The sequence below is a fragment of the Aeromonas sp. R2-1 genome (assembly GCF_040908425.1).
In the GTDB taxonomy this organism is placed as follows: Bacteria; Pseudomonadota; Gammaproteobacteria; order Enterobacterales; family Aeromonadaceae; genus Aeromonas; species Aeromonas caviae.
Genome location: NZ_JBFODR010000018.1, coordinates 1 through 16,345 on the forward strand (window position 1 = coordinate 1; position 16,345 = coordinate 16,345).

Annotated in this window: 22 protein-coding genes and 2 pseudogenes; 12 read left to right on the top strand and 12 right to left on the bottom strand. The window is 58.9% G+C overall.

Features of this window, described 5'->3' with window-relative positions:
* From AB5Y80_RS04400 to intI1, 5 genes are all read right to left on the bottom strand, one after another.
* The coding region (locus AB5Y80_RS04400; protein ID WP_368172564.1) for a HipA N-terminal domain-containing protein at nt 1-468 on the bottom strand (468 nt) is incomplete at its 3' end.
* Entirely contained in the window at nt 468-722 is a 255-nt protein-coding gene (locus tag AB5Y80_RS04405; protein ID WP_017410478.1) for a helix-turn-helix domain-containing protein, read from the bottom strand. The genes AB5Y80_RS04405 and AB5Y80_RS04400, both read right to left, overlap by 1 nt.
* Nucleotides 723-1,247: 525 nt before the next feature.
* Nucleotides 1,248-1,823, bottom strand: a complete 576-nt coding sequence (locus AB5Y80_RS04410) for a recombinase family protein (protein WP_001173919.1) — start codon at nt 1,821-1,823, stop codon at nt 1,248-1,250.
* Nucleotides 1,824-1,949: 126 nt separating this feature from the next.
* Entirely contained in the window at nt 1,950-2,198 is a 249-nt protein-coding gene (locus AB5Y80_RS04415) for a type II toxin-antitoxin system YafQ family toxin (RefSeq protein ID WP_012585400.1), read from the bottom strand.
* A 259-nt stretch (nt 2,199-2,457) separates the two neighbouring features.
* Nucleotides 2,458-3,471: a class 1 integron integrase IntI1 gene (gene intI1 / locus AB5Y80_RS04420; protein WP_000845048.1), complete on the bottom strand. Its 1,014-nt coding sequence runs from the start codon at nt 3,469-3,471 to the stop codon at nt 2,458-2,460.
* A 145-nt stretch (nt 3,472-3,616) separates the two neighbouring features.
* Between intI1 and aadB the strand changes: the two genes are divergently transcribed.
* From aadB to AB5Y80_RS04450, 6 genes are all read left to right on the top strand, one after another.
* Nucleotides 3,617-4,150, top strand: coding sequence for an aminoglycoside nucleotidyltransferase ANT(2'')-Ia (gene aadB, locus AB5Y80_RS04425; RefSeq protein WP_000381802.1), 534 nt, complete (start codon nt 3,617-3,619; stop codon nt 4,148-4,150).
* Nucleotides 4,151-4,222: 72 nt separating this feature from the next.
* Complete coding sequence (locus AB5Y80_RS04430; protein WP_003159191.1) at nt 4,223-4,777, top strand: aminoglycoside N-acetyltransferase AAC(6')-Ib4; 555 nt, start codon at nt 4,223-4,225, stop codon at nt 4,775-4,777.
* An 80-nt stretch (nt 4,778-4,857) separates the two neighbouring features.
* Nucleotides 4,858-5,331, top strand: coding sequence for a trimethoprim-resistant dihydrofolate reductase DfrA1 (gene dfrA1 / locus AB5Y80_RS04435; RefSeq protein WP_000777554.1), 474 nt, complete (start codon nt 4,858-4,860; stop codon nt 5,329-5,331).
* A gap of 703 nt (nt 5,332-6,034) precedes the next feature.
* The gene (locus AB5Y80_RS04440) at nt 6,035-6,382 is read left to right on the top strand and encodes a quaternary ammonium compound efflux SMR transporter QacE delta 1 (RefSeq protein WP_000679427.1); all 348 of its coding nucleotides are present in this window, start codon (nt 6,035-6,037) and stop codon (nt 6,380-6,382) included.
* Nucleotides 6,376-7,215 carry a sulfonamide-resistant dihydropteroate synthase Sul1 gene (sul1, locus tag AB5Y80_RS04445; protein WP_000259031.1) on the top strand — a complete coding sequence of 280 codons (840 nt, stop codon included), beginning with the start codon at nt 6,376-6,378 and terminating at the stop codon, nt 7,213-7,215. Before AB5Y80_RS04440 ends, sul1 begins: the two co-directional genes overlap by 7 nt.
* 127 nt (nt 7,216-7,342) lie before the next feature.
* On the top strand, nt 7,343-7,843 hold the full coding sequence (locus AB5Y80_RS04450; protein WP_000376623.1) for a GNAT family N-acetyltransferase: 501 nt from the start codon (nt 7,343-7,345) through the stop codon (nt 7,841-7,843).
* Here AB5Y80_RS04450 and AB5Y80_RS04455 read toward each other — a convergent pair.
* Together AB5Y80_RS04455 and AB5Y80_RS04460 are read right to left on the bottom strand one after the other, a co-directional pair.
* Nucleotides 7,812-8,804 carry a TniB family NTP-binding protein gene (locus AB5Y80_RS04455; protein WP_001381192.1) on the bottom strand — a complete coding sequence of 331 codons (993 nt, stop codon included), beginning with the start codon at nt 8,802-8,804 and terminating at the stop codon, nt 7,812-7,814. The genes AB5Y80_RS04450 and AB5Y80_RS04455 overlap by 32 nt on opposite strands.
* A gap of 2 nt (nt 8,805-8,806) precedes the next feature.
* The gene (locus AB5Y80_RS04460; RefSeq protein WP_000179844.1) at nt 8,807-10,486 is read right to left on the bottom strand and encodes a Mu transposase C-terminal domain-containing protein; all 1,680 of its coding nucleotides are present in this window, start codon (nt 10,484-10,486) and stop codon (nt 8,807-8,809) included.
* Nucleotides 10,487-10,750: 264 nt separating this feature from the next.
* On the opposite strand from AB5Y80_RS04460, the gene AB5Y80_RS04465 reads away from it, so the two are divergent.
* The 3 genes from AB5Y80_RS04465 to AB5Y80_RS04475 all read left to right on the top strand — a co-directional run bounded on the left by AB5Y80_RS04465 (nt 10,751) and on the right by AB5Y80_RS04475 (nt 11,668).
* Nucleotides 10,751-10,927 (top strand): hypothetical protein, encoded by a 177-nt coding sequence (locus AB5Y80_RS04465; RefSeq protein ID WP_167576894.1) that lies wholly within the window; start codon nt 10,751-10,753, stop codon nt 10,925-10,927.
* 172 nt (nt 10,928-11,099) lie between these two features.
* Nucleotides 11,100-11,387, top strand: coding sequence for a CopG family ribbon-helix-helix protein (locus AB5Y80_RS04470; RefSeq protein ID WP_011222051.1), 288 nt, complete (start codon nt 11,100-11,102; stop codon nt 11,385-11,387).
* Complete coding sequence (locus AB5Y80_RS04475) at nt 11,375-11,668, top strand: type II toxin-antitoxin system RelE/ParE family toxin (RefSeq protein WP_011222050.1); 294 nt, start codon at nt 11,375-11,377, stop codon at nt 11,666-11,668. Before AB5Y80_RS04470 ends, AB5Y80_RS04475 begins: the two co-directional genes overlap by 13 nt.
* Here the strand turns inward: AB5Y80_RS04475 and AB5Y80_RS04480 are convergent.
* Together AB5Y80_RS04480 and AB5Y80_RS04485 are read right to left on the bottom strand one after the other, a co-directional pair.
* Nucleotides 11,606-11,917, bottom strand: a complete 312-nt coding sequence (locus AB5Y80_RS04480) for a hypothetical protein (protein ID WP_052150402.1) — start codon at nt 11,915-11,917, stop codon at nt 11,606-11,608. The two genes, AB5Y80_RS04475 and AB5Y80_RS04480, sit on opposite strands and share 63 nt — an antisense overlap.
* 35 nt (nt 11,918-11,952) lie before the next feature.
* Nucleotides 11,953-12,138: pseudogene (locus AB5Y80_RS04485) on the bottom strand (multidrug transporter); the annotation flags it as partial.
* A 183-nt stretch (nt 12,139-12,321) separates the two neighbouring features.
* On the opposite strand from AB5Y80_RS04485, the gene AB5Y80_RS04490 reads away from it, so the two are divergent.
* Nucleotides 12,322-12,549 (top strand): hypothetical protein, encoded by a 228-nt coding sequence (locus AB5Y80_RS04490; protein ID WP_052945622.1) that lies wholly within the window; start codon nt 12,322-12,324, stop codon nt 12,547-12,549.
* A 31-nt stretch (nt 12,550-12,580) separates the two neighbouring features.
* On the opposite strand, the gene tetR(A) is transcribed toward AB5Y80_RS04490, so the two are convergent.
* A complete protein-coding gene (gene tetR(A) / locus AB5Y80_RS04495; protein ID WP_000164043.1) occupies nt 12,581-13,231 on the bottom strand; it encodes a tetracycline resistance transcriptional repressor TetR(A) in 651 nt (216 codons plus the stop codon).
* A 105-nt stretch (nt 13,232-13,336) separates the two neighbouring features.
* On the opposite strand from tetR(A), the gene tet(A) reads away from it, so the two are divergent.
* On the top strand, nt 13,337-14,536 hold the full coding sequence (gene tet(A) / locus AB5Y80_RS04500; RefSeq protein ID WP_001973670.1) for a tetracycline efflux MFS transporter Tet(A): 1,200 nt from the start codon (nt 13,337-13,339) through the stop codon (nt 14,534-14,536).
* A 31-nt stretch (nt 14,537-14,567) separates the two neighbouring features.
* On the opposite strand, the pseudogene AB5Y80_RS04505 reads toward tet(A), so the two are convergent.
* Nucleotides 14,568-14,840, bottom strand: a pseudogene (locus tag AB5Y80_RS04505) (EamA family transporter); the annotation flags it as partial.
* A 359-nt stretch (nt 14,841-15,199) separates the two neighbouring features.
* On the opposite strand from AB5Y80_RS04505, the gene AB5Y80_RS04510 reads away from it, so the two are divergent.
* Nucleotides 15,200-15,829 carry a recombinase family protein gene (locus AB5Y80_RS04510; protein WP_134695567.1) on the top strand — a complete coding sequence of 210 codons (630 nt, stop codon included), beginning with the start codon at nt 15,200-15,202 and terminating at the stop codon, nt 15,827-15,829.
* Here AB5Y80_RS04510 and AB5Y80_RS04515 read toward each other — a convergent pair.
* Entirely contained in the window at nt 15,814-16,137 is a 324-nt protein-coding gene (locus tag AB5Y80_RS04515; protein ID WP_134695568.1) for a hypothetical protein, read from the bottom strand. The two genes, AB5Y80_RS04510 and AB5Y80_RS04515, sit on opposite strands and share 16 nt — an antisense overlap.
* Nucleotides 16,138-16,345: the final 208 nt, after the last annotated feature.

The window sequence follows — 16,345 nt, forward strand, 5'->3', positions numbered from 1 at the left end:
TTGCGCCCCGGCGATAGAGATCCGGAACTCCTCTTGCTCCCTGACCATCCCCAAAGGGATTCCTGATTTGTAGCTGGTCAGGATCTGCTCGAGCTCGTCATCGGAAAGTGCCTTGTAGTCGATTCGCCTGACATCTGGAACATCGTGCCCTTCGGTAACCAGCTGTAATGCCCCTACGCTATCCTGGCCAATGCAACTGAGCAGATCGAAGGGCTGGGTTGATGCCGCTTGATAGCGTGCTACAACCCTGTTTCTCACCTCCGTATTATCTGGCAGCAGGTTGTCGAAGAAGTTATAGGCTTCATCGCCCCGGTAGGCCTGATGGCGCAATGGCATGGAGAGTGAGATCGGACGGCTGCCCGGTTGTGCTAGCCATGACTCATGGTACTGAAACTGATGGGCGCCGCTGGTAGTTTTGGTGAATGTGCCTACCCGATAGCCGTTCATGTAGACAGCCAGATTGGCCATTACCACTCCTCCTTCCAGCCCGATGCCGGACTCTCGGATGACTCATTGCGGGGTTTGATATCCACTGACAATTCGAGTGCTGCGAGGATCTTGAACAGGGTTTCCAGCTTGGTGGACTCAGGATTGAGCTCGAAGCTGGAGACTGTGTCTTGCCTAATCCCCACTTTCTCGGCCACTTTGCCTTGAGAGAGCTTTTGAGAAAGCCTGGCATCCTTGATACAGGCGCTCAGCTGCTTGGCGCTGGTTACTTTCATGATTCGACAACCTGGTAGCGTGCCTTCTTCCAATTTACACGCTATGGCAGGTATATCAATATTTACCTGTTACAGGTGGTAAATGTAACTTACACGCTGTAGGCGGTATCTAACATTTATCCCCTATAGCGGGTAAGAGAACAGCAGACGGGGAGATTACCAAGCCATGGGGTAAAGAACTGCCGCGCTACGCTTGGCTGCTGGCTTGTTCGGTGAGTCGAAAAGATGACTCACCTCAAAGCCCAGCTTCTGTAGATTTCCTCCTTTGGCATCCCATTCAGCAGATCAGGAATGGTGAGCAACGTCGCTTAAATACTCAAATACAACTCAAAAGCGACTTTGTGATGACGGATCACACTTAAAGTTTGTGCTGTCAGATCAAAAGGCTATCGAAAGGTTGTGTTTCGATCGTCATGTGGTGGTTCTAAAAAGGTATACCTAATGGGAACTACATCTCGGGTGGCAAAAAACTATTTTGGAACCATTTAAAATGCTGTCGTTTTCAGAAGGCGACTGCACGAAATATCAGGAGTCGGCTGCACTGCCAGAACTGGCCGCCTGCAAGGCAGCGTAGAGAGCGGTTTTTCCTACCTTGAGGCGTGCGGCGGCCTCGCGGACATTCAAGCCGTTGGCGACAAGCTCCCGCGCTCGTTGCAACTTGTCGGCAGTGACAACCGGCTTGCGTCCGCCTTTGCGCCCGCGTGCGGCGGCAGCGGTCAACCCGGCCTTGGTGCGCTCGCGGATCAGGTCGCGCTCGAACTGGCCCAGCGCACCGAACACATGGAAGATGAGCCGTCCGCCCGGCGTGGTGGTGTCGATGTTTTCAGTCAACGAGCGGAAGCCGACGCCCCGTGCTTCCAGCTTGCCGACCGTCTCAATCAGGTGCGGCAGGGAGCGGCCAAGCCGATCCAGCCGCCAGACGACCAGCACATCGCCATCGCGCAGATAAGCCAGCGCATCGGCCAAGCCGGGCCGGTCTGCCTTGGCCCCGGATGCCGTGTCCTCGAAAACCCGTTCGCAGCCTGCATTGCGCAGCGCATCCGTCTGCAAGGCGGTGTCCTGTTCCGCCGTCGATACCCGCGCATAGCCGATGAGTGCCATTTCCGCCCATTTGTCCGTTATACCGTCCGCCTATCTTATTGTCCGTCATCCCGTTGCGCAAGATGTTTTCGGACAGGCGTCCGGTTTGGCCGCCTAATGATCGTTTGGCGGACAAGGCGACTGGCATCAGCCGAACAGCTCGCTATGGGAGCCAAGCCGCGCCAGTCGCAGGGTGTCGGCGTCGGACTTGCGGTAGATCAGCAGCAGGTCGGGCTTGATGTGGCATTCGCGGTAGCCCGCCCAATCGCCGGAAAGATCGTGGTCGCGGTATCGCACATCCAGGGGCTGATCGGTCGCCAGCGCGACCAGAACCGGCTTGAGGTCATCATTCGTGCAGCGGACTCCTGATACTGTTCGTTCAATAGACGACTGCACAACAGCCTTCAAACCGCGTTGTCTGGTGCAGTCGTCTTCTGAAAATGACACAAAAACTGTCGTTTTCAGAAGACGGCTGCACTGAACGTCAGAAGCCGACTGCACTATAGCAGCGGAGGGGTTGGATCCATCAGGCAACGACGGGCTGCTGCCGGCCATCAGCGGACGCAGGGAGGACTTTCCGCAACCGGCCGTTCGATGCGGCACCGATGGCCTTCGCGCAGGGGTAGTGAATCCGCCAGGATTGACTTGCGCTGCCCTACCTCTCACTAGTGAGGGGCGGCAGCGCATCAAGCGGTGAGCGCACTCCGGCACCGCCAACTTTCAGCACATGCGTGTAAATCATCGTCGTAGAGACGTCGGAATGGCCGAGCAGATCCTGCACGGTTCGAATGTCGTAACCGCTGCGGAGCAAGGCCGTCGCGAACGAGTGGCGGAGGGTGTGCGGTGTGGCGGGCTTCGTGATGCCTGCTTGTTCTACGGCACGTTTGAAGGCGCGCTGAAAGGTCTGGTCATACATGTGATGGCGACGCACGACACCGCTCCGTGGATCGGTCGAATGCGTGTGCTGCGCAAAAACCCAGAACCACGGCCAGGAATGCCCGGCGCGCGGATACTTCCGCTCAAGGGCGTCGGGAAGCGCAACGCCGCTGCGGCCCTCGGCCTGGTCCTTCAGCCACCATGCCCGTGCACGCGACAGCTGCTCGCGCAGGCTGGGTGCCAAGCTCTCGGGTAACATCAAGGCCCGATCCTTGGAGCCCTTGCCCTCCCGCACGATGATCGTGCCGTGATCGAAATCCAGATCCTTGACCCGCAGTTGCAAACCCTCACTGATCCGCATGCCCGTTCCATACAGAAGCTGGGCGAACAAACGATGCTCGCCTTCCAGAAAACCGAGGATGCGAACCACTTCATCCGGGGTCAGCACCACCGGCAAGCGCCGCGACGGCCGAGGTCTTCCGATCTCCTGAAGCCAGGGCAGATCCGTGCACAGCACCTTGCCGTAGAAGAACAGCAAGGCCGCCAATGCCTGACGATGCGTGGAGACCGAAACCTTGCGCTCGTTCGCCAGCCAGGACAGAAATGCCTCGACTTCGCTGCTGCCCAAGGTTGCCGGGTGACGCACACCGTGGAAACGGATGAAGGCACGAACCCAGTGGACATAAGCCTGTTCGGTTCGTAAGCTGTAATGCAAGTAGCGTATGCGCTCACGCAACTGGTCCAGAACCTTGACCGAACGCAGCGGTGGTAACGGCGCAGTGGCGGTTTTCATGGCTTGTTATGACTGTTTTTTTGTACAGTCTATGCCTCGGGCATCCAAGCAGCAAGCGCGTTACGCCGTGGGTCGATGTTTGATGTTATGGAGCAGCAACGATGTTACGCAGCAGGGCAGTCGCCCTAAAACAAAGTTAGGCCGCATGGACACAACGCAGGTCACATTGATACACAAAATTCTAGCTGCGGCAGATGAGCGAAATCTGCCGCTCTGGATCGGTGGGGGCTGGGCGATCGATGCACGGCTAGGGCGTGTAACACGCAAGCACGATGATATTGATCTGACGTTTCCCGGCGAGAGGCGCGGCGAGCTCGAGGCAATAGTTGAAATGCTCGGCGGGCGCGTCATGGAGGAGTTGGACTATGGATTCTTAGCGGAGATCGGGGATGAGTTACTTGACTGCGAACCTGCTTGGTGGGCAGACGAAGCGTATGAAATCGCGGAGGCTCCGCAGGGCTCGTGCCCAGAGGCGGCTGAGGGCGTCATCGCCGGGCGGCCAGTCCGTTGTAACAGCTGGGAGGCGATCATCTGGGATTACTTTTACTATGCCGATGAAGTACCACCAGTGGACTGGCCTACAAAGCACATAGAGTCCTACAGGCTCGCATGCACCTCACTCGGGGCGGAAAAGGTTGAGGTCTTGCGTGCCGCTTTCAGGTCGCGATATGCGGCCTAACAATTCGTCCAAGCCGACGCCGCTTCGCGGCGCGGCTTAACTCAGGTGTTAGGCATCACAAAGTACAGCATCGTGACCAACAGCAACGATTCCGTCACACTGCGCCTCATGACTGAGCATGACCTTGCGATGCTCTATGAGTGGCTAAATCGATCTCATATCGTCGAGTGGTGGGGCGGAGAAGAAGCACGCCCGACACTTGCTGACGTACAGGAACAGTACTTGCCAAGCGTTTTAGCGCAAGAGTCCGTCACTCCATACATTGCAATGCTGAATGGAGAGCCGATTGGGTATGCCCAGTCGTACGTTGCTCTTGGAAGCGGGGACGGATGGTGGGAAGAAGAAACCGATCCAGGAGTACGCGGAATAGACCAGTCACTGGCGAATGCATCACAACTGGGCAAAGGCTTGGGAACCAAGCTGGTTCGAGCTCTGGTTGAGTTGCTGTTCAATGATCCCGAGGTCACCAAGATCCAAACGGACCCGTCGCCGAGCAACTTGCGAGCGATCCGATGCTACGAGAAAGCGGGGTTTGAGAGGCAAGGTACCGTAACCACCCCAGATGGTCCAGCCGTGTACATGGTTCAAACACGCCAGGCATTCGAGCGAACACGCAGTGATGCCTAACCCTTCCATCGAGGGGGACGTCCAAGGGCTGGCGCCCTTGGCCGCCCCTCATGTCAAACGTTAACCTCTGAGGAAGAATTGTGAAACTATCACTAATGGTAGCTATATCGAAGAATGGAGTTATCGGGAATGGCCCTGATATTCCATGGAGTGCCAAAGGTGAACAGCTCCTGTTTAAAGCTATTACCTATAACCAATGGCTGTTGGTTGGACGCAAGACTTTTGAATCAATGGGAGCATTACCCAACCGAAAGTATGCGGTCGTAACACGTTCAAGTTTTACATCTGACAATGAGAACGTATTGATCTTTCCATCAATTAAAGATGCTTTAACCAACCTAAAGAAAATAACGGATCATGTCATTGTTTCAGGTGGTGGGGAGATATACAAAAGCCTGATCGATCAAGTAGATACACTACATATATCTACAATAGACATCGAGCCGGAAGGTGATGTTTACTTTCCTGAAATCCCCAGCAATTTTAGGCCAGTTTTTACCCAAGACTTCGCCTCTAACATAAATTATAGTTACCAAATCTGGCAAAAGGGTTAACAAGTGGCAGCAACGGATTCGCAAACCTGTCACGCCTTTTGTACCAAAAGCCGCGCCAGGTTTGCGATCCGCTGTGCCAGGCGTTAAGGCTACATGAAAATCGTACATTACGAAGCGAATGCACCATGGATAGGAAGAATGAAATGCCCAAACCCAAAGTGTGGGAAGGAAACTCCTGCCTGGCAATCGAGCGGCATGAGCGACAGTTGCCCGCATTTTTTCTGTGATACTTGCTCGAATGTAATCCATAGAGAGCAGGACCATGCATTACTGTATGAAAATGAAATCAATCAAGAGCTCTTGGATCGAATAGCAGCAACTCTTCCAGATTGCCCTTGCGGGGGTAGGTTTGTTCCTGGTGCAAACCCAAAGTGTCCGAGTTGCAAGACCGAGTACGTGCACCAATGGGATGCAGTGAAAAGGTTGAATGTACCTTTTATGCCAATCTTGGATGGTTCCTGCTTGATTCGAGATAGGCTGTATTCGTATGAAGTATGCATTGGTTCTAAACCAAAATACTGGTGGCGTTTGTTCACAAATGCCTTAACAAGTTTAGGCAAGGGACGCTCCTGACGTCGCGCCCCTGCTAAAAGCGTTAGATGCACTAAGCACATAATTGCTCACAGCCAAACTATCAGGTCAAGTCTGCTTTTATTATTTTTAAGCGTGCATAATAAGCCCTACACAAATTGGGAGATATATCATGAAAGGCTGGCTTTTTCTTGTTATCGCAATAGTTGGCGAAGTAATCGCAACATCCGCATTAAAATCTAGCGAAGGCTTTACTAAGCTTGCCCCTTCCGCCGTTGTCATAATCGGTTATGGCATCGCATTTTATTTTCTTTCTCTGGTTCTGAAATCCATCCCTGTCGGTGTTGCTTATGCAGTCTGGTCGGGACTCGGCGTCGTCATAATTACAGCCATTGCCTGGTTGCTTCATGGGCAAAAGCTTGATGCGTGGGGCTTTGTAGGTATGGGGCTCATAATTGCTGCCTTTTTGCTCGCCCGATCCCCATCGTGGAAGTCGCTGCGGAGGCCGACGCCATGGTGACGGTGTTCGGCATTCTGAATCTCACCGAGGACTCCTTCTTCGATGAGAGCCGGCGGCTAGACCCCGCCGGCGCTGTCACCGCGGCGATCGAAATGCTGCGAGTCGGATCAGACGTCGTGGATGTCGGACCGGCCGCCAGCCATCCGGACGCGAGGCCTGTATCGCCGGCCGATGAGATCAGACGTATTGCGCCGCTCTTAGACGCCCTGTCCGATCAGATGCACCGTGTTTCAATCGACAGCTTCCAACCGGAAACCCAGCGCTATGCGCTCAAGCGCGGCGTGGGCTACCTGAACGATATCCAAGGATTTCCTGACCCTGCGCTCTATCCCGATATTGCTGAGGCGGACTGCAGGCTGGTGGTTATGCACTCAGCGCAGCGGGATGGCATCGCCACCCGCACCGGTCACCTTCGACCCGAAGACGCGCTCGACGAGATTGTGCGGTTCTTCGAGGCGCGGGTTTCCGCCTTGCGACGGAGCGGGGTCGCTGCCGACCGGCTCATCCTCGATCCGGGGATGGGATTTTTCTTGAGCCCCGCACCGGAAACATCGCTGCACGTGCTGTCGAACCTTCAAAAGCTGAAGTCGGCGTTGGGGCTTCCGCTATTGGTCTCGGTGTCGCGGAAATCCTTCTTGGGCGCCACCGTTGGCCTTCCTGTAAAGGATCTGGGTCCAGCGAGCCTTGCGGCGGAACTTCACGCGATCGGCAATGGCGCTGACTACGTCCGCACCCACGCGCCTGGAGATCTGCGAAGCGCAATCACCTTCTCGGAAACCCTCGCGAAATTTCGCAGTCGCGACGCCAGAGACCGAGGGTTAGATCATGCCTAGCATTCACCTTCCGGCCGCCCGCTAGCGGACCCTGGTCAGGTTCCGCGAAGGTGGGCGCAGACATGCTGGGCTCGTCAGGATCAAACTGCACTATGAGGCGGCGGTTCATACCGCGCCAGGGGAGCGAATGGACAGCGAGGAGCCTCCGAACGTTCGGGTCGCCTGCTCGGGTGATATCGACGAGGTTGTGCGGCTGATGCACGACGCTGCGGCGTGGATGTCCGCCAAGGGAACGCCCGCCTGGGACGTCGCGCGGATCGACCGGACATTCGCGGAGACCTTCGTCCTGAGATCCGAGCTCCTAGTCGCGAGTTGCAGCGACGGCATCGTCGGCTGTTGCACCTTGTCGGCCGAGGATCCCGAGTTCTGGCCCGACGCCCTCAAGGGGGAGGCCGCATATCTGCACAAGCTCGCGGTGCGACGGACACATGCGGGCCGGGGTGTCAGCTCCGCGCTGATCGAGGCTTGCCGCCATGCCGCGCGAACGCAGGGGTGCGCCAAGCTGCGGCTCGACTGCCACCCGAACCTGCGTGGCCTATACGAGCGGCTCGGATTCACCCACGTCGACACTTTCAATCCCGGCTGGGATCCAACCTTCATCGCAGAACGCCTAGAACTCGAAATCTAACGTCCGTTCGGGCATCGAGGTCCATGTCGGGGTGGGACGGGCCCGTGGCTTCAAGATCACTTGCAGTCCGACCGCGATGTCTTGGTTGCGCGAGAGGTTGTCGACAGGCCATGCTGAGTGTGCGATGGTTGATCGCTTCCTCGCCGCTCTCCACGGCGACGATGGCCGCCGCCATCAGCAAGTGCGCCAGTTCCCCTATGGTGCCCTCGCTGCGTGTGAGCAGGTAGCGAGCCATGTCCAGCGTGGCAATTGGGGAAGGCCGGCGCAGCGGGAGCGAAGCGGCGAAGCTGGCCAGCAGTGAGCAGCAATCGTCGTTGGCCTCCCATACCGGCAGCATCATCGGCTCGAAGCGATTTTCCAACTGGTCATCGGAGCGGATGGCTAGGTAGGCGTCGCGCGTGCCTACCCCAACCAACGGGATGCGCAGTTCGTTGCCGAGGAAGCGCAGCAGGTTGAGGAATTCCCGGCGGTTGACGCTGTTGCCGGCCAGCACGTTGTGCAGCTCGTCGATCACCAGCATGCGCACGCCGACCTTGCGCAGCAGTGCCAGAGCCAGTTGCTCCATTTCCGGCAACCGTGGGCGTGGGCGCAGCGGCGCGCCCATCGCGGCGAGCAGCGCGACGTAGAAGCGGATCACGGACGGCTCGGACGGCATCTGCACGACCAACACCGGGATGTGCTCCTGGTCGGCGTCGGAGCTGGCCGGGTGGGTGCGGCGGAACTTCTCGACGATCATCGACTTGCCATTGTTGGTCGGGCCAACCAGCAGCAGGTTGGGCATGCGTTGCTTGTTTGGCCACGCATAAAGGGCTTCCAGCCGGTTCAGCGCCTCGACTGCGCGCGGATAGCCGATCCAGCGGTCGGCGCGAAGGCGCTGGATGCGCTCGTCCGCCGGAAGACGGGCCAAGCCCTGGGCCGCCGGCAGCAGGTGGGACAGGTCGATGATGGGATATTCGTCCACGGCTACCACTCCTCAATCTGGTCGAACGGTTTGGCGGGTGGCAAGTTGTCTGCCTGCGGGTCGGCAATATCCGTATCCGGCGGAACGGGCTTGTCCGGCCGAGCTGATGTCTTGAGGTGCTGGCGGCGATCCGCGTCACGCCGCGCCTTGCGTGTGGCCTTCTGCGCGCTGGTCACAATCTCACGCATCTGGCCGATCATGCGGAACAGCGCCGACTCATCCACCTGTTCGCGCCCTTGCTGCCGCAGTTTCGCCAGCGCCTGCCGTTGTTCCCAGAGGGTGACAGCCGGATGCGACAAGGTACGGTAGGGAATTTCCAGGTAATGCTGTCCCTCCGGTTCCAGGACCCAGATACGGCTGATGTCGCGCGGATCGCGCCGGATCAGAAAGGACGGCCAGCGTTCACGCCGCGCAATCCACGGCTTGAGCGCATCGGCGTAGTAGTGGATGTGGTCGATGACAAAGCCGGTGCGGGTCAGCGTGCGCCGGAGGATCGGCAGAAAATCGACCAGGAACGAAGTAGCGCGTGTGACGACGGCCGGTACGCCGACACGCGCCACGGCCTCGGCCCAGCGCGCGGCCGGCGGTTGGAGCAGGCCGTTGTGCACCGAACCGTGGTAGGTGCCGACCGCCAATGTGAGCCAGCGCTCTAGCTCGCGCAGCGTCAGGGCGGCCTTGTTTTCGGAATCGTAGTCGCCGCGCTGGTCAGGGTTGGAGAAGGTCGTTCCCGGCAGTTCGTCGTGAATCATCTGCATCGCCGTGCCGATGATCCGTTCCACGATGCCGCCATAGTGCGGCTGTCCCAGCGGGCGATAGTCCAGCCGGATGCCATGCTGCTCGCAACCCCGGCGCAGGGCCTCGCTCTTGAACTCGGCCGCGTTGTCTAGGTAGAGCAGCAAGGGCTTGCCGCTCATCTGCCAATCCATTTCCACGTTCAGTCCTTCCAGCCAAGGGCGCTTGTCGCAGGCGACATGCACGAGGCACAGGCCAACCGAAACGGCAGACGGCGCTTCCAGCGTGACGACCATGCCGAGCACGCAGCGGGTGAACACGTCGATGGCGAGGGTCAGGTACGGGCGGCCAATAGGTTGCCGGTCGCGGTCATCGACCACGATCAGGTCGATGACCGTATGGTCTATCTGCACCTGCTCCAGCGGCGCGGTCACGGCAGGAGGCTCGCCGCCCACACCTTGTAGGTCACGAGCGGCATCCTGGCCTTCCCGCCGGCGGATGACCTTGCGCGGGTCAAGGCTAGCGATCCGTAAGGCCACGGTATTGCGCGCCGGCACTCGCAGTTTTTGAGCCTTGCACACCTGAGTGACTTCGCGGTGAAAGGCCGCTAGGCTGCGCTTCTGCTTGGTCAGGAACCGCTTTTGCAGTAGCTCGTGGATGACGCGCTCGACCGGTTCCGGCAAGCGCCCCTTACCTTTACCTCCACCGGACTGGCCGGGCACCAGATCCGTCACGAGGCCGCTGCCTTGCCGGGCACGCCGGATCAGAACGTATACCTGGCGCCGAGACAAGCCCAGCGCCTGAGCCGCCATATCGGCCGCTTCGTGCCCGACCGTCTCCGACTGCGCCAACGGACTGATGATCTCCGCACGACGGCGCGCACGCTCCCAAGCCTCATCAGGCAGAGTGGCCACGCCTTGTTCTGGAATCCGTGGGGTGTCCGTCGCCATGCTCAGGGGTTCTAGGGATTTTCCGTCCAAAAACGACAAAGTGCTCTGGAGGCCACGCCGTCCGCGGCCTCCAGAGGGGTATTACTTTTTTGGCGCTTCACATAGCCAGTCACAATAAATCAATCACTTAGCAGTCTGAATGTCGCATTTGGACGGAAAATCCCTAGAACCCCCGAGTGGCGGCAGCGGCTCCTCGATGCAGGCCTTCAGTTGGATTGAAGGGAGGTGGTGCCGATGTGGTTGAGCGATAGATTTCCGGGGTTGATGTTGTGGCACACAGTGGCGGCGCTGGCCGCCGTGTTCGCGGCGAAAGCCCTGCTGTACTGGGCGGCTGACTGGCTGGCGCTGGGGCCACTTTACAGCGCCTTGGCGGGGCCTTCCTGGAACGTGGCGGCATGGATTGCGGCGCTGGCTCTGTTGCTGCGCTGGATGAAGGTCTAGCCCGCTCTGCCGCGCTGCGCTTGGCGGCCCCCGAGCCAGTGGCGATAGACTGCGCTAGTCGCCCCAGTTCGGGGGCGACATTGCAGTACTGCAATCGGGTTGTGACGGCGCTTAGATTGCGTGGTAAATTTAGGTATCGCTAGGTAATACCTTTGGCTAACAGTGAGGTCTTATGTCCGCAGCTACCAAACCCATGTCTATCAAACTTGATAGCGATACCCAAAGCCGGATCAAGCAGCTAGCTGCTGCCCGCGACCGTTCAGCGCACTGGATGATGCGCGAAGCTATCACCCAGTATGTTGAGCGCGAAGAGCGCAAGGAGGCGTTCCGCCGCGATACCCTCGATGCTTGGCAGGAGTTTCAGGAGACTGGTTTGCATGTCTCTCTTGAGGAGACCGATCAGTGGTTGGCTGGTTGGGGCACCGAGATTGAAGGTGGTGCACCTGCATGCCACAAGTGATCCTCTCTCCGGCTGCTCTGCGTGACCTTAAACGGCTGCGCGAGTTCTTGCACAGTAAGAGCCCAGTTGTTGCACAGCGAGCAGCCCAAACCATCCGTTCGGCGCTGGCCCAGCTCGGGCAACAACCCGCGATGGGGCGTCCTATTGAAGGGCTCCCGGAGGTGTTCCGCGAGTGGGTCATCCCCTTTGGGGACAGTGGTTATCTGGCGCGTTACCGCCTAGAGGGCGAAACCGTAGTGATCTTGGCTCTGCGTCACCAGCGCGAAGCCGGGTTTATTTAGGGAGGCGTAATGGGCTCCGGAAGCCTCTTTGCCGCCCACCCAATAGGTGTAGCCCGCGTCCCAGTAACCGGAAAGGTGCCCCGTGCCGCTGTCGAACCAGCGCGCTTCCCAGGGCTTTGACGCACCGATGCGCAACGTGGCGCCGCCCTGGCCCGTGGCGCCCACCGCGGCAGACAATTCTGCACCAACGGCGGGCGTGGCAAGCAAGGCCGCAGCCAGTGCGCCGGCCGGCAAGGATCTCAACAACATGATTTGTTTCCTCATGAAAAACAGATGACAACACTTCATGCTTCGGGATCGGCGCTGGCGGCAGCTGGCGCCACTGACGCCGTGTGCCAGCCGCCGCCCAATGCCCGGTACAGATCGATCTCGCTATTGAGCTGCGCCAGCTGATTCAATACCAGCTGCTGCTGCGAGCTGAACAGCAGGCGTTGCGCGTCCAGTACGGCCAGATAGCTGTCGACGCCTTCCCGGGGTTCTAGGGATTTTCCGTCCAAAAACGACAAAGTGCTCTGGAGGCCACGCCGTCCGCGGCCTCCAGAGGGGTATTACTTTTTTGGCGCTTCACATAGCCAGTCACAATAAATCAATCACTTAGCAGTCTGAATGTCGCATTTGGACGGAAAATCCCTAGAACCCCATAGACGGCCGCCCTGGACCTCGCCCGCGAGCGCCAGGCGCACGAGGCCGGCGCGCGGACCCGCGCCACGGCCCACGAGCGGACGCCGCAGCAGGAGCGCCAGAAGGCCGCCAGAGAGGCCGAGCGCGGCCGTGAGGCTTGGACGCTAGGGCAGGGCATGAAAAAGCCCGTAGCGGGCTGCTACGGGCGTCTGACGCGGTGGAAAGGGGGAGGGGATGTTGTCTACATGGCTCTGCTGTAGTGAGTGGGTTGCGCTCCGGCAGCGGTCCTGATCAATCGTCACCCTTTCTCGGTCCTTCAACGTTCCTGACAACGAGCCTCCTTTTCGCCAATCCATCGACAATCACCGCGAGTCCCTGCTCGAACGCTGCGTCCGGACCGGCTTCGTCGAAGGCGTCTATCGCGGCCCGCAACAGCGGCGAGAGCGGAGCCTGTTCAACGGTGCCGCCGCGCTCGCCGGCATCGCTGTCGCCGGCCTGCTCCTCAAGCACGGCCCCAACAGTGAAGTAGCTGATTGTCATCAGCGCATTGACGGCGTCCCCGGCCGAAAAACCCGCCTCGCAGAGGAAGCGAAGCTGCGCGTCGGCCGTTTCCATCTGCGGTGCGCCCGGTCGCGTGCCGGCATGGATGCGCGCGCCATCGCGGTAGGCGAGCAGCGCCTGCCTGAAGCTGCGGGCATTCCCGATCAGAAATGAGCGCCAGTCGTCGTCGGCTCTCGGCACCGAATGCGTATGATTCTCCGCCAGCATGGCTTCGGCCAGTGCGTCGAGCAGCGCCCGCTTGTTCCTGAAGTGCCAGTAAAGCGCCGGCTGCTGAACCCCCAACCGTTCCGCCAGTTTGCGTGTCGTCAGACCGTCTACGCCGACCTCGTTCAACAGGTCCAGGGCGGCACGGATCACTGTATTCGGCTGCAACTTTGTCATGCTTGACACTTTATCACTGATAAACATAATATGTCCACCAACTTATCAGTGATAAAGAATCCGCGCGTTCAATCGGACCAGCGGAGGCTGGTCCGGAGGCCAGACGTGAAACCCAACAGACCCCTGATCGTAATTCTGAGCACTGTCGCGCTCGACGCTGTCGGCATCGGCCTGATTATGCCGGTGCTGCCGGGCCTCCTGCGCGATCTGGTTCACTCGAACGACGTCACCGCCCACTATGGCATTCTGCTGGCGCTGTATGCGTTGGTGCAATTTGCCTGCGCACCTGTGCTGGGCGCGCTGTCGGATCGTTTCGGGCGGCGGCCAATCTTGCTCGTCTCGCTGGCCGGCGCCACTGTCGACTACGCCATCATGGCGACAGCGCCTTTCCTTTGGGTTCTCTATATCGGGCGGATCGTGGCCGGCATCACCGGGGCGACTGGGGCGGTAGCCGGCGCTTATATTGCCGATATCACTGATGGCGATGAGCGCGCGCGGCACTTCGGCTTCATGAGCGCCTGTTTCGGGTTCGGGATGGTCGCGGGACCTGTGCTCGGTGGGCTGATGGGCGGTTTCTCCCCCCACGCTCCGTTCTTCGCCGCGGCAGCCTTGAACGGCCTCAATTTCCTGACGGGCTGTTTCCTTTTGCCGGAGTCGCACAAAGGCGAACGCCGGCCGTTACGCCGGGAGGCTCTCAACCCGCTCGCTTCGTTCCGGTGGGCCCGGGGCATGACCGTCGTCGCCGCCCTGATGGCGGTCTTCTTCATCATGCAACTTGTCGGACAGGTGCCGGCCGCGCTTTGGGTCATTTTCGGCGAGGATCGCTTTCACTGGGACGCGACCACGATCGGCATTTCGCTTGCCGCATTTGGCATTCTGCATTCACTCGCCCAGGCAATGATCACCGGCCCTGTAGCCGCCCGGCTCGGCGAAAGGCGGGCACTCATGCTCGGAATGATTGCCGACGGCACAGGCTACATCCTGCTTGCCTTCGCGACACGGGGATGGATGGCGTTCCCGATCATGGTCCTGCTTGCTTCGGGTGGCATCGGAATGCCGGCGCTGCAAACAATGTTGTCCAGGCAGGTGGATGAGGAACGTCAGGGGCAGCTGCAAGGCTCACTGGCGGCGCTCACCAGCCTGACCTCGATCGTCGGACCCCTCCTCTTCACGGCGATCTATGCGGCTTCTATAACAACGTGGAACGGGTGGGCATGGATTGCAGGCGCTGCCCTCTACTTGCTCTGCCTGCCGGCGCTGCGTCGCGGGCTTTGGAGCGGCGCAGGGCAACGAGCCGATCGCTGATCGTGGAAACGATAGGCCTATGCCATGCGGGTCAAGGCGACTTCCGGCAAGCTATACGCGCCCTAGGAGTGCGGTTGGAACGTTGGCCCAGCCAGATACTCCCGATCACGAGCAGGACGCCGATGATTTGAAGCGCACTCAGCGTCTGATCCAAGAACAACCATCCTAGCAACACGGCGGTCCCCGGGCTGAGAAAGCCCAGTAAGGAAACAACTGTAGGTTCGAGTCGCGAGATCCCCCGGAACCAAAGGAAGTAGGTTAAACCCGCTCCGATCAGGCCGAGCCACGCCAGGCCGAGAACATTGGGGTTCTAGGGATTTTCCGTCCAAAAACGACAAAGTGCTCTGGAGGCCACGCCGTCCGCGGCCTCCAGAGGGGTATTACTTTTTTGGCGCTTCACATAGCCAGTCACAATAAATCAATCACTTAGCAGTCTGAATGTCGCATTTGGACGGAAAATCCCTAGAACCCCGCTCACCTCGCTTTGGTGCACACGAGTATTGAGCATAGTCGAGATTGGTGCAGATCACTTCTGATATTGAACTGTCAGGAGCTGGCTGCACAACAGCCATTACGCCCAATCAACTGGTGCAGTCGTCTTCTGAAAATGACAAATGCACTAAAGTTGAGGAACTATTTAAAACAGACTTAAGGGTGACGTCGATGTTCATTCGCGCTTATCTGCGAGCCTCCACTGCCGATCAAGACGCTGAGCGCGCCAAGGAGCAGTTGGTGACCTTTGCCCGGGAGCATGGCCACCAGATCGCCTCTTTTTATGTTGAGAACGAATCCGGGGCTACGCTGGCCCGGCCCGAGCTGATGCGGCTTATCCGCGATGCTGGGCCCCGAGACATTGTTCTGGTGGAACAGATTGACCGCCTTGCCCGTTTAACCCAGGGCGACTGGCAGACGTTGAAGGCGCGCTTGGCGCAGAAGCAACTGGCCATCGTTTCCCCCGAGCTGCCAACCTCCTGGGTGGCATTACAGGGTGACAGCGGCTCCGATTTCACCAGCGCCATCTTGCAGGCCGTCAACGGAATGCTGTTGGATATGCTGGCCGCCGTGGCCCGCAAGGACTACGACGACAGGCGGCGCCGGCAGCGGCAAGGCATTGCCAAAGCCAAAGAGGAGGGCAAATACCGTGGTAGGCAGAAGGATGAGAAGAAGCGTCAACACATCGCCAGGCTGTTGGTGACAGGACACAGCTATTCAGCAATTCAGGAGATGCTTGGCTGCTCTCGGCACCTTATCGCCAGTGTGGCCAAGGAAGCGCGCAGTCAGTTCCAGAAGTAGTACTTTTTGATGACCGGCCCACCCTTGCGCTGTGGGCGAGGGCTTGCCTTGAGGGTTTTCACCGACCAGATAAGCGAGATGCTCAGCGCTGTGAACAGCCCGGCGGGCCAATGCCAGCAGGTGAGGGCGGCAAGGGCCAGTAGCAGCAGCCTGGCCGTGATGGGCCGCCTGGTAGCCCATGCCAGTATTGGCCAGCACCAATACACCAGAGGCAGGCAGATCAGCAGCCAAGCGAATAGCGTGTTACCCAGTGCCATCAAGCCCAGTACCACAACCGCCATCAGGCCGATATCAGCGATCGGTTTCATGGTGCCGCTCTTGTGCGTGGGCCTTGTAGCTATACAGGCTCCACACAAATACCAGGGTGAAGAAGGCCAGCAAGCCCACCATCCCCCAACTGAACGCATCCATCAAAACGCTCCACCAATGAACATAATTTCAGCATGGCACCGAAGGCGTTGGTGTTCAAACAACTTATTGAAAATGTTGAGTTTGTTCGTTCGTGACAAAGTTGGA

Coding starts and splice junctions, on each gene's coding strand:
- AB5Y80_RS04515 (WP_134695568.1), bottom strand. CDS start 16,137: ATGAAACCGATCGCTGATATCGGCCTGATGGCGGTTGTGGTACTGGGC.
- aadB (WP_000381802.1), top strand. CDS start 3,617: ATGGACACAACGCAGGTCACATTGATACACAAAATTCTAGCTGCGGCA.
- AB5Y80_RS04405 (WP_017410478.1), bottom strand. CDS start 722: ATGAAAGTAACCAGCGCCAAGCAGCTGAGCGCCTGTATCAAGGATGCC.
- AB5Y80_RS04465 (WP_167576894.1), top strand. CDS start 10,751: ATGTTGTGGCACACAGTGGCGGCGCTGGCCGCCGTGTTCGCGGCGAAA.
- AB5Y80_RS04470 (WP_011222051.1), top strand. CDS start 11,100: ATGTCCGCAGCTACCAAACCCATGTCTATCAAACTTGATAGCGATACC.
- sul1 (WP_000259031.1), top strand. CDS start 6,376: ATGGTGACGGTGTTCGGCATTCTGAATCTCACCGAGGACTCCTTCTTC.
- AB5Y80_RS04475 (WP_011222050.1), top strand. CDS start 11,375: ATGCCACAAGTGATCCTCTCTCCGGCTGCTCTGCGTGACCTTAAACGG.
- AB5Y80_RS04460 (WP_000179844.1), bottom strand. CDS start 10,486: ATGGCGACGGACACCCCACGGATTCCAGAACAAGGCGTGGCCACTCTG.
- AB5Y80_RS04510 (WP_134695567.1), top strand. CDS start 15,200: ATGTTCATTCGCGCTTATCTGCGAGCCTCCACTGCCGATCAAGACGCT.
- AB5Y80_RS04480 (WP_052150402.1), bottom strand. CDS start 11,917: ATGTTGTTGAGATCCTTGCCGGCCGGCGCACTGGCTGCGGCCTTGCTT.
- AB5Y80_RS04410 (WP_001173919.1), bottom strand. CDS start 1,823: ATGGCACTCATCGGCTATGCGCGGGTATCGACGGCGGAACAGGACACC.
- intI1 (WP_000845048.1), bottom strand. CDS start 3,471: ATGAAAACCGCCACTGCGCCGTTACCACCGCTGCGTTCGGTCAAGGTT.
- AB5Y80_RS04440 (WP_000679427.1), top strand. CDS start 6,035: ATGAAAGGCTGGCTTTTTCTTGTTATCGCAATAGTTGGCGAAGTAATC.
- AB5Y80_RS04450 (WP_000376623.1), top strand. CDS start 7,343: ATGGACAGCGAGGAGCCTCCGAACGTTCGGGTCGCCTGCTCGGGTGAT.